Raw genomic sequence first — 14,245 nt, forward strand, 5'->3', positions numbered from 1 at the left:
CGATGGACCTGCACAGCGTCGACGAAGTTCTGGTGCCGCGGACCCGCGCCGAACTCCCCTGTGCGTCACCCGGCATCGGGTTCATCGGTGGCGGCACCTGGCTGTACTCGGAACCGCAGCCGCACCTGACCACCCTTGTCGACCTTGCGGGCTTCGACTGGGAAGCTGTGGCGGTCGGCGATCTCGGTCTCGAGATCGCGGCCACCTGCACCATCGAGGAACTGTGCCGCGCCGAACTTCCCGCATCCTGGCGCGCCGCAGCGCTGTTCCAACACTGCGCTGACGCACTGCTCGCATCGTGGAAGGTGTTGCGATACGCGACAGTCGGCGGCAACATCGCGCTCTCCTTCCCGGCCGGAGCGATGACGACTCTGTGTACCGCTCTCGATGCCGAACTGACGATCTGGCGTCCGGACGGTACCGAATACTCGTTCCCCGTAGTCGATTTCGTTATCGACGATTCTCGAAACGTACTCAGGTCCGGCGAGATCATCCGCAGTATCCGGATTCCCGTGCATGCATTGACTGCACGTACCGCGATGCGAAAGCTGGCTCAGACGTCACTCGGGCGATCGGCCGTAGCCGTGGCCGGACGCTGCGGCGCCGACGGTTTCACGCTGGCGATCACCGCCGCGACCCGCCGTCCGTACGCTCTGAAATTCGACGAACTCCCCGACGCCACAGCACTTGCGGATGCGTTGCGCAGCAGGATTCCGGAAGACGCCTACTTCACCGATGCCCATGGAACTGCGCCGTGGCGGAAGGCGATGACCGAGCTTCTTGCCGAAGAAATCCGAGGTGAACTGGAATGAAGTACTCGGTGGACGGAGTTCCGCGCGACGACCAGCCCCGCCCAGGACAGTGCCTGCGAACTTTCCTCCGCGAGCACGGAGCGAACTCCGTCAAGAAGGGGTGCGATGCCGGAGACTGCGGCGCCTGCTCGGTGCTGGTCGACGGACACCCCACCCATTCGTGCATATTTCCCGCCCATCGCATCGACGGCCGCGACGTCGTCACCGCCTCCGGTCTCGGAACACCGGAGAAACTTCACCCCATTCAACAGGCATTCGTGGACGCGGGCGGATTCCAATGTGGTTTCTGTACAGCGGGAATGGTAGTCACCGCATCAGCGTTGTCGGTCGAGCAAAAATCCGATCTCGCGTGCTCGATGAAAGGTAACCTGTGCCGCTGCACCGGTTATCGGTCCATTCGTGACGCTCTCGCCGGTACATCCAATACGGAGACTGCCAAAATAGGCGGGGCTCAGGGGCGTTCGATCGCAGCACCGGCGTCCGCGCGCATCGTCACGGGAACCGAGCAGTACACCATGGACTTCTCCCCGGGTGAGAAGCCGGTCGACCTGCTTCACGTCGCAGTACTCGGCAGTCCGCACGCACACGCACACATAACGCGGATAGACACGGCAGCAGCCGAAGCGGCGCCGGGCGTCGCTGCGGTCCTCACTTTTCATGACAGTCCGGACGTGCTGTTCTCGACCGCCCGGCACGAGGACCGCAACGACGATCCGGACGACACGCGCGTGTTCGACAGCACCCTCCGTTTCCGCGGCCAGCGCGTAGCCGCGGTCATCGCCGAATCCCCGACGCAGGCGGAACGTGCACTCTCGCTGATCGAAGTCGACTACGAGGTACGCGACGCGGTATTCGAACCAGATCTGGCGCGTTCCCCCGGCGCTCCACTCCTGCACGGCGACAAGGACGAGAGCTCGCGGATCGCAGAAGTCCCTCGCAACGTGGTTGCCGCGCTTCACGATGGTGTCGGCGATCTGGACCGTGCGCTCGCGGATGCCACTGCAGTCGTCGAAGGTACGTGGAAAACTGCGCGAGTCCAGCACGTGGCCTTGGAAACTCACGGCGCAGTGGGGTGGCTCGACGAGGACGGCCGTCTCGTCATCAGAAGCAGCACACAGGTGCCGTTTCTGGTTCGGGACGAATTGGCGCACATCTTCGATCTCGATCGCAGCCGAATCCGGGTGTTCGCCAAGCGGGTCGGTGGAGGCTTCGGCGGGAAGCAGGAACTACTCACCGAAGATCTGGTCGCACTCGCCGTCCTGCGAACGGGTAGGCCCGTTGCTTACGAGTTCAGCCGCAGCGATCAGTTCACCATCGCACCGTCACGGCACCCGATGCGAGTTTCGGTTCGCGCCGGCGCCGATGCCGACGGAACTCTCACTGCACTGGCCATCGACGTCCTTTCCGACGCCGGGGCGTACGGGAACCATTCGATCGGAGTCATGTTCCACGGTTGCGCCGAATCCATGGCGGTCTATCGCGCTGCAACCAAACGCGTCGACGCCGAAGCGGTCTACACGAACAACGTTCCGTCCGGCGCCTTCCGTGGTTACGGGCTCGGCCAGATCATCTTCGCCGTCGAATCGGCCATGGATCAGCTCGCTGATCGTCTCGGCATGGACCCCTTCGAGTTTCGGCGGCGAAACGTCGTCGTACCCGGAGACGATTTTGTCGACTGGCACGTCGAGGACGGTGATCTCGAATTCGGCAGCTACGGACTGGACCAGTGCATCGACCTCGTCGACAGTGCACTGTCGAGCGGACGCGGAGAGGCTGCACCGGCAGGGTCGCGTTGGCAGATCGGTCGGGGCATGGCAATTGCCATGATCGCGACGATCCCGCCGCGTGGTCACTTCTCCGACACCACCGTCGCGCTCGAGGCCGACGGTCGGTACGTCGTGAACATCGGCACCGCTGAGTTCGGCAACGGAACCACTACGATTCACCAACAGATCGCGGCCACCGAATTGCGGACGACAGTCGATCGCATCACGATTGTTCAATCCGACACCGATGCCGGCGGATACGACACCGGAGCATTCGGGTCGACGGGAACGGTGGTCGCCGGCAAGGCGCTCCTGATCGCCTGCGAGCGCCTTCGCGAGCGAATACTGACCCGTGCGGTGCGATTGAGTGGCCGCGGCGCGCAGATCGACGATCTTTCGCCGGGCGGGGTCGAAACGTCCCACGGTTGCCTCGATTTCGCGACGCTACTCGAAGGTGGCCCGCTCGCCGCTGACGGTCGCCACGACGGAACACCGCGCTCGGTCTCGTTCAACGTTCACGGCTTTCGCGTTGCCGTCGACACGGATACCGGCCGGGTGAAGATCCTGCAGTCGGTTCAGGCCGCCGATGCCGGCACCGTCATGAACCCGGCACAACTGCGAGGGCAGGTGGAAGGCGGTGTGGGACAGGCCCTCGGCGCTGCACTGTCGGAGGAAATCGTCATCGAAGAAGGCCGAGTGATCAATCCTCAGCTACGCAATTACCACGTTCCACAGATCGGAGATTTGCCGATCACCGAAGTACTGTTTGCCGACACGTACGACAAACTCGGGCCTTTCGGCGCGAAATCGATGAGTGAGGCCCCCTTCAATCCGGTAGCACCGGCGTTGGCAAACGCGATAGCCAACGCGTGTGGAGTGCGTATGTACTCCACACCGATGACACCGGATCGAGTGTGGAGCGAACTCCAGGCCAGAGCCTAGACTTCGCGCTCGAGCACTCGCTCGACTGCGTCGACCGCGTCGTCCAACTCACCGGTGGTCACCGTCAGCGCGGGACGGAATCTGATTCCTCTCTTCCCGGTTGGCAGTATCATCACATGCTCGTCTTCTCGCAGTCGCTGGACAACGCGATCACGAAGGTCACTGTCCGCCAACGTAATCGCGCACATCAGACCACGACCGCGCGGCTCGGTTGCCGCCGCGTACCGCCCGCAGACTTCGGTCAACCGGGCAAGGAGATGCGCACCCGTGAATCGCACGCGGTCGATCAGTCGGTCCTGCTCGACGACTTCGAGTATCCGCCGGGCACGAACCATGTCGGTGAGGTTGCCACCCCACGTCGAATTGATCCGAGAACTGACGTGAAACACGTTGTCATGCACTTCATCCACGCGCCCGCCGGCCATGATTCCGCACACCTGCGTTTTCTTGCCGAACGCCACCACATCCGGACTCAGACCCAATTGTTGGTAGGCCCAGGCAGTTCCGGTGATTCCGCAACCGGTCTGTACTTCGTCGAGAATGAAGAGGGCGTCGTTTTCGTGGCACAACTCCTGCATCGCCTGCAGAAATTCCGGCCTGAGGTGATGGTCGCCGCCCTCGCCCTGGATCGGCTCGGCGATGAAACAGGCAATGTCGTCGGGGTTGTCGGCGAAAGCTCGGCGCGCTTGATCGAGAGCTTGCCTCTCCGCAGCTTCGACATCGCGGCCGTCTGCCAGGTACGGCGAGTCGATACGTGGCCAGTCGAACTTGGGGAATCGCGCGACCTTGCCCGGTTCGGTGTTGGTGAGCGACATCGTGTAGCCACTGCGGCCGTGAAAAGCCTCGGTCAGGTGCAGGACCTTTGTCCCCAGATCTGCTGACAACCCACGGCTTTCGTTCCACCGACTCTTCCAGTCGAAGGCAACCTTGAGTGCATTTTCCACCGCCAGGGCTCCGCCGTCGACGAAGAACAAGTGCGGGAGTGCCGAATCCCCCAGTACCCGAGCGAAAGCCGCAACGAAGCGCGCCATGGGTTCGGTGTAGATGTCGGAGTTACTCGGCTTGTTGGAGGCCACGACAGCCAACTCCTGTTGAAACTCCTCGTCGCCTGCGATCGCAGGGTGATTCATACCCAGGGCCGAAGAGCCGAAGAAACCGAACATGTCCAGATACTCGGTTCCGTCTCGCAGGTCACGGAGATAGGAACCCCGCGACCCTTCGACGTCGAGAATCAGATCGAATCCGTCGACGAGGATGCTGGCCTTCAACACGTCGTAGACCGGAAAGAGCGCACTGTCACCGAAGTCTCGCATCGCAGTACTCATACGCGAAGGCTATGTCAATTTTCCGGGAGTGTCGATATAGGACCGTAAAAGTTATTGAACAAGCGTCATTCGTCGTAAAAAGTTTGTAGGATGATGGTGCTTCGTGTGTTGACGTTGGCTGCCGTACGGATCTCCTGCAGCAATCGCTCCAACGCCCGAGGTGACGCCACCCGGACCAGGAGGACGTAGCTTTCGCTCCCGGCTACCGAGTGACACGAGACGACCGCCGGCAGATGACGCAAGCGGGCAGGCGCATCGTCGGGCTGCGAGGGATCGAGAGGAGTGATGGCGACAAATGCGGACAGATTGTGACCGAGTGCCTCCGGATCGATCTTCGCGGAGTACCCACGGATCACCTTGCGAGATTCCAAACGACGCACTCGCGACTGGACTGCGGAGATCGAGAGTCCAGCCTTCTCAGCAAGACTCGCGAGAGTGGCACGGCCGTCCAAGACCAATTCACGCATCAAGAGTCGATCGGTTTCGTCGACCGGAACACCGGCAACGTCACTGGTTTCTGTTTCTCGCACCTGCGCAGGCTAACGCAATCGGACATTCGTATGGTTGAAACCTGGGAGCTACGTGCACGGTTCGCAGCGGCCCTCGCCAAGATGTATGGCGACGAGGTCCCCGCTTACAACACCTTGGTAGATGTAACGATGCAGGTGAACCGTGATTTTGCCGCCGAACATCCGGATTCTGCGGAGCGCCTGGGCAGCCTGGCGAGAGTCAGCGCCGAGCGTCACGGCGCCATCAGACTGGGGACTCTCGACGAACTACGTGACGTAGCCACCGTCTTCGGCGGATTCGGTATGTTTCCGGTCGGCTATTACGACCTCCGGCTCACCGACTCCCCCATTCCCGTTGTCTCGACGGCATTTCGCCCCACCGATCTCGCCGAACTCGCCCGGAACCCGTTCCGCGTTTTCACCTCGGTGCTGACCAGCTCCGATTCCAGGTTCTTCGACACCGACCTCGAGCGTCGGATCACCGGGTTCCTGCGTCGCCGGACCCTGTTCTCTCCCGAACTTCTGCAGTGGGCACGGCAATCGAGTCGCGAGGGCGGCCTGACGGAGCCCGAGGCGACACAGTTCGTCGATGCAGCGACCTCGGCGTTTCGGCTCGGCACCGATCCCATCGACGCGGGCTGGTACCGCGAACTCGCCGCAATCTCGCCGGTCGCTGCAGACATTGCGGGGCAGGGCTCGACCCACGTCAATCACCTCACCCCGCGAGTGCTCGACATCGACGAGTTGTACCGCCGCATGACCGAGCGCGGTATCACCATGATCGACCGCATCCAAGGCCCGCCGAGATGGAGCGGACCACCACTACTTCTGCGGCAGACGTCGTTTCGTGCATTGGCCGAAGACAGACTCTTCCGTCAGCGCGACGGATCGGTCACCACTGAGCCCGTCCGCGTCAGATTCGGCGAGGTGGAGGCACGCGGAATCGCGTTGACCCGCAGCGGGCGAGCGATCTACGACCGACTGATCGCCACGCCCGAGGACGCCGATTGGGACAGCGAATTTCCGCACTCCGAAAGCGAACTCGATGCCGCGGGGTTGGCGTACTTCACGTACCGAAACGAAGGAACTGTTGTCGTCCGCGACCCGATCGTCTACGAGGACTTCCTACCTGCCTCCGCGGCCGGGATCTTCGCATCCAATCTCGATTCCGTGACCGGATTCGTTTCCGATGCGCCCGGCGCCGAATACGGGCAGGATCGATTGGAGGGCGCCATCGACCGCACCATCGAAGATCCGTTCGAGCTGTACCGCGCACAACAAGAGGCGTCACGTGCCGTGCTGCCTCCCGCCCACAACAACAGAGGACTCCCCAGTGAACCTGCCTGATTCTTCGAGCCTCGCCGATCGCGCCGAAAGCGCCCTTGCCGCGTGCGGTGTCGAGTGGCCCGCCGGCGACCTGAGCGCACGAACCCCCATCACCGGTACGCAACTGCGTACCGTTCGGCAGCACTCCGGTAGAGAAGTCGACGACGCCGTCGAGGCGGCTCATCGCGCGTTCCTCACCTGGCGCACCGTCCCCGCTCCGGCGCGCGGCGCGGTCGTGCGCCGGCTGGGCAGCCTACTGACCGAGCACAAGGAGGACCTCGCGGAGATCGTGACCCTCGAAGCAGGCAAGGTCACCTCGGAGGCTCTCGGCGAGGTACAGGAGATGATCGACATCTGCGAGTTCGCCGTCGGTCTCTCCCGGCAGCTCTACGGACGCACCATGCCGTCCGAGCGTCCCGGACACCGGTTGACGGAAACGTGGCACCCTCTCGGCGTTGTCGGGGTCATCTCCGCGTTCAACTTTCCCGTCGCGGTGTGGTCGTGGAATACCGCCATCGCTCTCGTGTGCGGTGACGCCGTCGTCTGGAAGCCTTCGGAGACCACGCCGCTGACTGCGCTGGCATGTGACGCCCTCCTCCGACGCGCCCTCGCCGACTGTGATGCACCGATCGACGTGCACCAGTTGATCATCGGCGGACGTGGCGTCGGTGAGGCTCTCGTGGACAACCCACTCGTGGCCTTGGTCAGCGCCACCGGTTCCGTGCGAATGGGCCGCGCGGTGGCTCCGCGGGTCGCCGAACGCTTCGGGCGAAGCCTCCTCGAGTTGGGTGGCAACAACGCCGCAGTCGTCACACCGTCGGCAGATCTCGAGCTTGCCGTACGCGGAATCGTGTTCTCCGCCGCCGGAACTGCGGGGCAGCGGTGCACCTCACTTCGTCGGCTCATCGTGCACGAGTCGATCGCCGATCACGTCGTCGAGCGCGTTGCGGCCGCGTACGCACAGCTCGAGGTCGGCAGTCCCTTCGATTCCGGTGTTCTGGTCGGGCCGCTGATCAACGAAGCCGCGTTCGAGACGATGCAGAAATCGCTCTCGGCCGCACGCGCGGACGGCGGAACTGTGGTGTGTGGCGGGGACCGCGTCGGCGATTCCGGGTTCTACGTGACACCTGCCCTCGTTCGTATGCCCGCACAGACCGAGGTGGTGCGGGCGGAGACTTTTGCACCCATCCTCTACGTCTTGACCTACACCGACTTCGACGACGCCATTGCGCTGCACAACGGCGTGCCTCAAGGACTTTCGTCCTCGATCTTCACACTCGATCAGCGAGAAGCAGAGCGCTTCCTCGCCGCCGACGGCTCCGATTGCGGCATCGCGAACGTGAACATCGGAACGTCCGGTGCGGAGATCGGCGGCGCATTCGGCGGGGAGAAGGAGACTGGCGGCGGACGCGAGTCGGGTTCGGATTCGTGGAAGGCATACATGCGCCGAGCCACCAATACCGTCAATTACTCGGACCAGCTTCCGCTGGCTCAAGGGGTCGAGTTCGGCTGAACACCTGCCGGGCGAAATCGGTGATCGCGTCGATCAACGCCGGGAGCGCCGACAACTGCGGTGCATGGTCGGTGCCCAGGCTGACCACCTGGGCACCGGGGACAAGTCTCTGCATGGCGCGTTGAGCCTCGATCGGCACGGTTCGATCCAGCGTGCATTCGACATACAACCTCGGCACGGTTCCGAATCGCTCTTCCGTCCAGACCGGTGCCATCAGGCGGGCTGACTCCAGTTGTGGAACGAGCATGCGCGCGGCGAAGATCGCATCAGCCACCGGCGCTTCGTGGAAGAACACAGCGGCACCGGCTTCGGGCGGTACCACCGTCGCATCCCCGTCGTCGGCGGGGACCAACCAACGTGAGATCCCGACCGGACTTTCCAGACCGAGTTCGATGCAGAGCATCCCGAAGTCCGTCTGCGATGGAAGCATCATCCCTGCGACGTACACAAGACCCGTTACCCGCGAAGGCAGCAACTCAGCCACCTGTGAGGCCACGATGCCACCGCCGGAGTGACCGACGAGGGCGCACTGCCCGTCCAAGGACTCGACAACTGCCACAACATGTTCGGCAACGACATCGAGATCGATCACGTCGTCTGAGTTCCAACTTCCCGAGCCGGGAAGCTCCACTACAACAGGATTGAAGCCGGCCGATTTCAGTGGGCCACACACACGATCCCAGACCCAACCGCCGGCCCATGCTCCGTGGATCAGGACGATGTTCCGTGCACTCACTGCTTGACCTCGAGCTCTGCAGCCGAAAGTACCCGAGCCGCCTCACGACCTGCGGCGGCGTTGGACTTCCCCTGCCTCGACCCGGCCAATTTGGCCTTGATGTGATCGCGAACGGTAATGGGTTCGTACTCCAAGCCGGAGTCGTCCTGAAAACTCGGCAAGGTCGCAATCACCGCGTCGACGTTTCCGTCATGGAAGAAGGCCGCCGATCGCCGGCGCTTGATGGTGCCGTTCACCACCGGAGGCGCAACTCGGTGCAGCGTGGACATCCACCTGTCGTTGGTCAGTCGCGCGGTGAGATCCCCGAGGTTGACCAGTAGCGCGCCGTCGTGCGGCCAGACATCGTGCCAGCGTCGGTCGGTCCCGAGCACTTGCAAACCTTCGACCTGATCCGCCCACAGCACGGTGACCAGCCCGAAATCGGTATGTTCACCCATCCCCTTCAACTCACCGTCCAACGTCACCGTCCCTTCGGGTAACGCATAGTTGTTCATCCGCAGTACGTCGATGGAGTGGTCGGTGATCGACTCGAAGAATCCTGGGGTCAGCCCGAGCGCATCTTCGAAAATGGCGGTCAGTGTGCGTGCCACCCGCTCGCCATGGGCGTAGTAATTCTCCACCCGCTCCGTGAAACCGGACACTGCGGGCCACAGGTTGATTCCGTAATCGTCCTCCGACAGTTCGAGTTCGGTGAATGATCGGGCTTCGGTTCCGACGTTGAAGGCCTCGAAAAAGTCGTTCATTCTGGTCGCGGATTCGACGCCGAGGCTCAGGCTCAGCGACTCGCTCTTGGGTGGGCTGTACCCACGATTCGCGCCCTCGATTCGGTAGCCCGACTTCGTCTCCATCGGCAGCCCGAAGAAGTCGTCCATCGCTTCGGCGAGGCCGGAAGAAACAGCGGCCGGAACACCGTGGCCCCGAATCTGCATGAAACCTACAGTCCGACAAGCATGGTCGACTTCGGCAGCCACTCGCGCCTTGTCCTGGTCGGCACCACCGAGCACGTAAGGCGAGATGTCGACGACGGGCACTTCGAAGGGATCAGACTGGGACTGTGACACTGGCGTCTCCTGCAGAGCTGGTGGCGGGTTCAGATTTTGCAGTGGCATGGAGGCTCTCTCGCGATCGCCTCGCGAGTTCACCGAGTCGGGTGTGATTGAACAGCAGATTGAGCGAAAAGGCCGAGGCCGCAGCCAAGGTGATGCCGCTACCGAGGAGGATCTGAGCCGAGGAGGGGAATCGCTCGAACATCCCCTCCGCAAATTCCGGAAGAATACCGATCCCCACCGATACAGCGGCGATCGTGGTGTTGATCGGGTCGCTGAGATCGACCTTGCGCAGCGTGTTGATTCCGACCACGGCGACAGTGGAGAACAAGATGATTCCGACACCGCCGACCACCGGATCAGGCAGGGCTGCAACCACTTCACCCATTCGCGGGATGAGGCCGAGGACGATCAGAATGGCACCGCTGGTAGCGGTCACGTACCGGCTGTACACCCGGGTCGTGGCAACGGCGCCGACATTCTGCGAGAAAACGGTGTCGACAAAGGCATTGAAGATTCCGCCCAGAACTCCCGACATCCCGTCGGCCACCAGCCCTCGTGCGAGATCTGCTTTCTTCAAAGGCTTTCCGGTGATCTCGCTGACCGCCAGCATGCTCGCCGTCGACTCTGCGAAGACGACTGCCATGACGATACTCATCGCCACCACGGCGGTGACGGGAAACTCCGGAGCGCCGAAGTGGAACGGCATCGGGAAGCCCACCCAGGCCGAGCCGCCGACGCCACTCAGATCGATCAGGCCCATCGGGATGGCGATCACGGTGCCGATCACAAGCGCCATCAGTACACCGAGCTGCGTCCACATCCCGCGGCCGAGGCAGATGAAGGCCACCGCGACCACAACGACTGCGGCAGCCAGCGCCAGATTCTTCGGGTCGGCGAACGACGGGGAGGTGGGGTCGTTTCCGACGATCAGTCCTCCTGCGACACCGATCAACGAGATGCCGATCACTGTGAGGACGACGCCGGTAACCAGGGGTGGGAAGTATCGGACGATCTTGGCGAACGGCACGGCCAAGGCAATGCCGACTACGCCACCGACCAGCATGGACCCGTACACCGCCTGCAGGCCGTACTCCTTGGCGATCAGAATCATCGGCGTCAGCCCGGCGAAGGTCGCCCCGCAGACGATCGGCAGCCGGACACCGGCGACCTTCCCGACGCCCAGGCTCTGAATGATCGTGATGATGCCTGCAACGAGCAAGTCCGCGCTGATCAGCATCGCGACTGTGCTGCGGTCCAGCCCTACGGCGGCACCGAAAACCAGCGGAACCGTGATGCAGCCGGTGTACATGATGAGGACGTGCTGAAGAGCAAAAGCAGACTGGCGGGCAAATGGGAGCCGCTGGTCGACAGGATGGATGGCCATGCGCCGATCTCCGTCCGAAGCTGGAAGTGTTTCGTGTACGGGACTATTCAGCACGTCGATAATTTCTTACCGTGGTCGAATTTGTTTCGTCTGTGTAATCAAAACTTTCACCAGAGCACTGCTATCTTCGGCACATGGACGACGACCAGAAGGCGATAGCGACCGCAATCGGGGCTGCCGTGCGGACGGCGCGAAAAGAAGCCGGACTGACGTTGCGCGAGGTTGCCGTGAAGTCGGGATTGTCGCAGCCCTTCCTGAGCCAGACCGAAAACGGCCACGCAGTACCCAGTGTCATGAACCTTCATCGCCTCGCGCAATCGCTCGGCACCACGGCGCACGCACTCTTGGCACAGGGTGAGCGAACTCCGTCCAGCCTCGTCCGCGCCGGCGAGGGGCGAACCTTCGAACTGGCACACGATTCGGTGATTCGATTCTGCTCCACCGGCTCACGGACCATGGAACCCAACGAGATCACGGCAGCACCTCATTCCGAGGCAGGTGAGCACACCGAGCACGCCGGCGAAGAGTTCATTCATGTTCTCGAAGGATCTGTCGAGGTCGAGGTGGGACTGGACGAGCATCACGTTCTTCACGTAGGCGACACCCTCCTCTACACCTCGACCATCCCGCACCGGTGGTTCAATCGCAGCGATGCGGTCGCGAGGTTCCTCATCGTGAGTTCGCCGCCCTCGTTCTAGATGCGCGGCTGTAGTTCCACACCACAACCCCCGCTCACGGCTTACCCTGACAGCGTGACCATGTGGCCGGAACTTGCGCGCGAAATCGCCGATACCGTTCTGTTTCCCGTCGCCGACAGCGTCGACGCCGACGGAGAAATCCCCAGCAGCCATTTCGACGCGCTCGCCGCCGAGGGGTTCTACGGCATCGCCGCCCTCGGTGAGGGTGGCCCCAGCAGCGAAGAACTGGTCGAGGTCCTCGAAACCTTGTGCGGCGGTTGCCTCGCGACGACGTTCACCTGGATGCAGCATCACGGCGTCGTCGGAGCCCTGGCGGCGAGTCCCAATGCGCCTCTGCGCGAACAATACTGGGACGGACTCGTTTCCGGCACGATTCGCGGTGGGGTTGCCTATGCCGGCGCCATCCCCCGCCCACCGCTCCTGTGGGCGAAGCGGGTGAACGACGGCTACGTCCTCGACGGGATCGCCCCCTTCGTCACCGGTTGGGGCATCGTCGATGTTCTCTTGGTGTCGGCGCGCGACGAGTTCGACAATTCCATCGTTCATTCCGTCGTACCGGTGGGCGAGGCCCCGGGTCTGACGATCGAGGAGCTTCCACTGATCGCGGCGCGCGGGAGCAACACCGTCCGAATCGTGTTCGACGCTTTCGAAATTCCCGATACCGACGTCTGTGCTGTCGTCAGCGACGAACAATTCCAGAGCACCCAGCTCCCCGGCTTGTGGCTCAACGGCGCGATGGCCATGGGCATCACCCGCCGCGCTGTCACCGAACTCGCGGATCTGGGAGTCGACACCGACGCGTTCGAGGAACAAGCCACCCGGGCGCGCGCCGATCTCGATGCAGCACTGCGCGACGGCGGCGACATGTCGGCCGCCCGCGCCCGAGCGTCGGAACTTGCGATACGCGCGTCGGCCGCACTCGTGACTGCGACCGGAAGCCGCGCTCTGGTCGGCAGCAACACCCCCGAGCGGCTCATGCGTGAAGCCACCTTCACTCTTGTCGCGGCTGGTCGCCCGGAGATCAAAACAGCTCTCGTGGAACGACTCAGCGGATACTGAGTACGCACGGATGTACTCGATTACGCTGGGGCTCATGACCAGTGGAGAACCAGTACTCATCCCGGCCGGAACCGTGTTCACGCCGGAGGACCTGACGTTCTATGCCGATCGCGACTCCCGCAGTCTCGACGACGCCATCGCCGAAGCCGACCTTCTTGTCAGTTGCCCACACTCGGGTTCCGCGATTCCAGCAGAACTCTCACGTTTTCTCGCACCCGAGTTCACACAGCGGCTGCAGTTCGACTTCACCGACATGTCCACCAGTCCCATCGTGCGCCGTTGGGCCGAAATCGATTCGCGCATCGTGTACGTGGAGAATCCGCACCCTCGCATGATTCGCGATCCCAACCGTGCGAAGCCCGAAAACCTGGAAGCGTCACTGCGCGAGGCCTTCGCCCGCGTCCACGAGGCCGGTGCCGGCAACAAAGCGGACCTCACCGGTGTCGACGCAGTTCGCCCTGTCACCTTCTCGTTCTACCCCCTGCTGCTCGAGCCGACCGACGACGCGGGTTGGAAGGACCTCGCCGAGACCTTCACCGAGACAGCTGAACACGGTTTGGGCGTCTACGAGAGAACTCGCGACGCACTGATCGAAGCCATGGTGGCGAAGAGCTTCGAACTCGGTCGATCGTTCACGACCTTGTCGTTCCACGACACGATGAACCACACCACCCGGCAGGACGGCGCCGTCAATGTCGAACGGCCGGAAGCAGATCGGCTCCCCGACGTCGTCGCGCTCTCCAATCGTGGCGACCACGACGGCAATCGACGCGGCGACAATCCCGTGACGATGGATCCGGAGCTCATTCGCACACTTGCGATCTCACATCGCAAGGGATTTCAGGTCGACGATCCGGATGCCGTCGCTCTCAATCAGCCGTACCTCGGCAGTTTCGAAATCATTCGAGCCGGAGCCAGATTCGCCGAATTGAGCGCCCGCGCCGCCGAAGCCGGGATCACGTTGAGCGCGGTTCAGGCCGAATTCAAACGAGAATTCCTACTGGGAGACGAACTGGCCGCCTACATCATGGAACCCGGCGTCGAATGGCCTACACCCGACGCCGAACGGGTGGACCAGCTCGCCCACGCGTGCAAGGCGAGCTGGGACCACTACCGCAACAGCTGA

At 62.8% G+C, this 14,245-nt stretch carries 12 protein-coding genes; 7 read left to right on the forward strand and 5 right to left on the reverse strand.

The features are described 5' to 3' along the window. Window positions 1-2 precede the first annotated feature (2 nt). On the forward strand, window positions 3-812 hold the full coding sequence (locus P3G66_RS07725; protein WP_276116362.1) for an FAD binding domain-containing protein: 810 nt from the start codon (window positions 3-5) through the stop codon (window positions 810-812). Continuing rightward, window positions 809-3,520 (forward strand): molybdopterin cofactor-binding domain-containing protein, encoded by a 2,712-nt coding sequence (locus tag P3G66_RS07730; protein ID WP_276116363.1) that lies wholly within the window; start codon window positions 809-811, stop codon window positions 3,518-3,520. Before P3G66_RS07725 ends, P3G66_RS07730 begins: the two co-directional genes overlap by 4 nt. On the opposite strand, the gene lat is transcribed toward P3G66_RS07730, so the two are convergent. Continuing rightward, a complete protein-coding gene (gene lat / locus P3G66_RS07735) occupies window positions 3,517-4,845 on the reverse strand; it encodes an L-lysine 6-transaminase (RefSeq protein WP_050654889.1) in 1,329 nt (442 codons plus the stop codon). The genes P3G66_RS07730 and lat overlap by 4 nt on opposite strands. Before the next feature lie 65 nt (window positions 4,846-4,910). After that, window positions 4,911-5,375 (reverse strand): Lrp/AsnC family transcriptional regulator, encoded by a 465-nt coding sequence (locus P3G66_RS07740; protein ID WP_003940830.1) that lies wholly within the window; start codon window positions 5,373-5,375, stop codon window positions 4,911-4,913. A gap of 30 nt (window positions 5,376-5,405) precedes the next feature. Between P3G66_RS07740 and P3G66_RS07745 the strand changes: the two genes are divergently transcribed. Continuing rightward, the gene (locus tag P3G66_RS07745; RefSeq protein ID WP_276116364.1) at window positions 5,406-6,701 is read left to right on the forward strand and encodes a VOC family protein; all 1,296 of its coding nucleotides are present in this window, start codon (window positions 5,406-5,408) and stop codon (window positions 6,699-6,701) included. Next, window positions 6,688-8,193 (forward strand): aldehyde dehydrogenase family protein, encoded by a 1,506-nt coding sequence (locus tag P3G66_RS07750; RefSeq protein ID WP_276116365.1) that lies wholly within the window; start codon window positions 6,688-6,690, stop codon window positions 8,191-8,193. Before P3G66_RS07745 ends, P3G66_RS07750 begins: the two co-directional genes overlap by 14 nt. On the opposite strand, the gene P3G66_RS07755 is transcribed toward P3G66_RS07750, so the two are convergent. The 3 genes from P3G66_RS07755 to P3G66_RS07765 are packed head-to-tail and all read right to left on the reverse strand — an operon-like array spanning window position 8,144 to window position 11,362. Continuing rightward, window positions 8,144-8,929 carry an alpha/beta fold hydrolase gene (locus P3G66_RS07755; RefSeq protein ID WP_276116366.1) on the reverse strand — a complete coding sequence of 262 codons (786 nt, stop codon included), beginning with the start codon at window positions 8,927-8,929 and terminating at the stop codon, window positions 8,144-8,146. The genes P3G66_RS07750 and P3G66_RS07755 overlap by 50 nt on opposite strands. Further along, a complete protein-coding gene (locus tag P3G66_RS07760) occupies window positions 8,926-9,990 on the reverse strand; it encodes a 2-oxoglutarate and iron-dependent oxygenase domain-containing protein (protein WP_058039072.1) in 1,065 nt (354 codons plus the stop codon). Before P3G66_RS07760 ends, P3G66_RS07755 begins: the two co-directional genes overlap by 4 nt. Next, window positions 9,971-11,362, reverse strand: coding sequence for a nucleobase:cation symporter-2 family protein (locus P3G66_RS07765; RefSeq protein ID WP_007727244.1), 1,392 nt, complete (start codon window positions 11,360-11,362; stop codon window positions 9,971-9,973). Before P3G66_RS07765 ends, P3G66_RS07760 begins: the two co-directional genes overlap by 20 nt. A 134-nt stretch (window positions 11,363-11,496) precedes the next feature. Here P3G66_RS07765 and P3G66_RS07770 point away from each other — a divergent pair, with 134 nt between their 5' ends. Genes P3G66_RS07770 through P3G66_RS07780 form a run of 3 tightly spaced genes read left to right on the forward strand, consistent with a single transcriptional unit; the run spans window position 11,497 to window position 14,245 of the window. Beyond that, window positions 11,497-12,060, forward strand: coding sequence for a cupin domain-containing protein (locus P3G66_RS07770; protein ID WP_276116368.1), 564 nt, complete (start codon window positions 11,497-11,499; stop codon window positions 12,058-12,060). A 54-nt stretch (window positions 12,061-12,114) separates the two neighbouring features. Then, window positions 12,115-13,119, forward strand: coding sequence for an acyl-CoA dehydrogenase family protein (locus P3G66_RS07775; protein ID WP_080726627.1), 1,005 nt, complete (start codon window positions 12,115-12,117; stop codon window positions 13,117-13,119). Window positions 13,120-13,153: 34 nt separating this feature from the next. Next, window positions 13,154-14,245 (forward strand): N-formylglutamate amidohydrolase, encoded by a 1,092-nt coding sequence (locus P3G66_RS07780; RefSeq protein ID WP_276116369.1) that lies wholly within the window; start codon window positions 13,154-13,156, stop codon window positions 14,243-14,245.

It is taken from the genome of Rhodococcus sp. C3V, assembly GCF_029269915.1.
In the GTDB taxonomy this organism is placed as follows: domain Bacteria; phylum Actinomycetota; class Actinomycetes; order Mycobacteriales; family Mycobacteriaceae; genus Rhodococcus_F; species Rhodococcus_F qingshengii.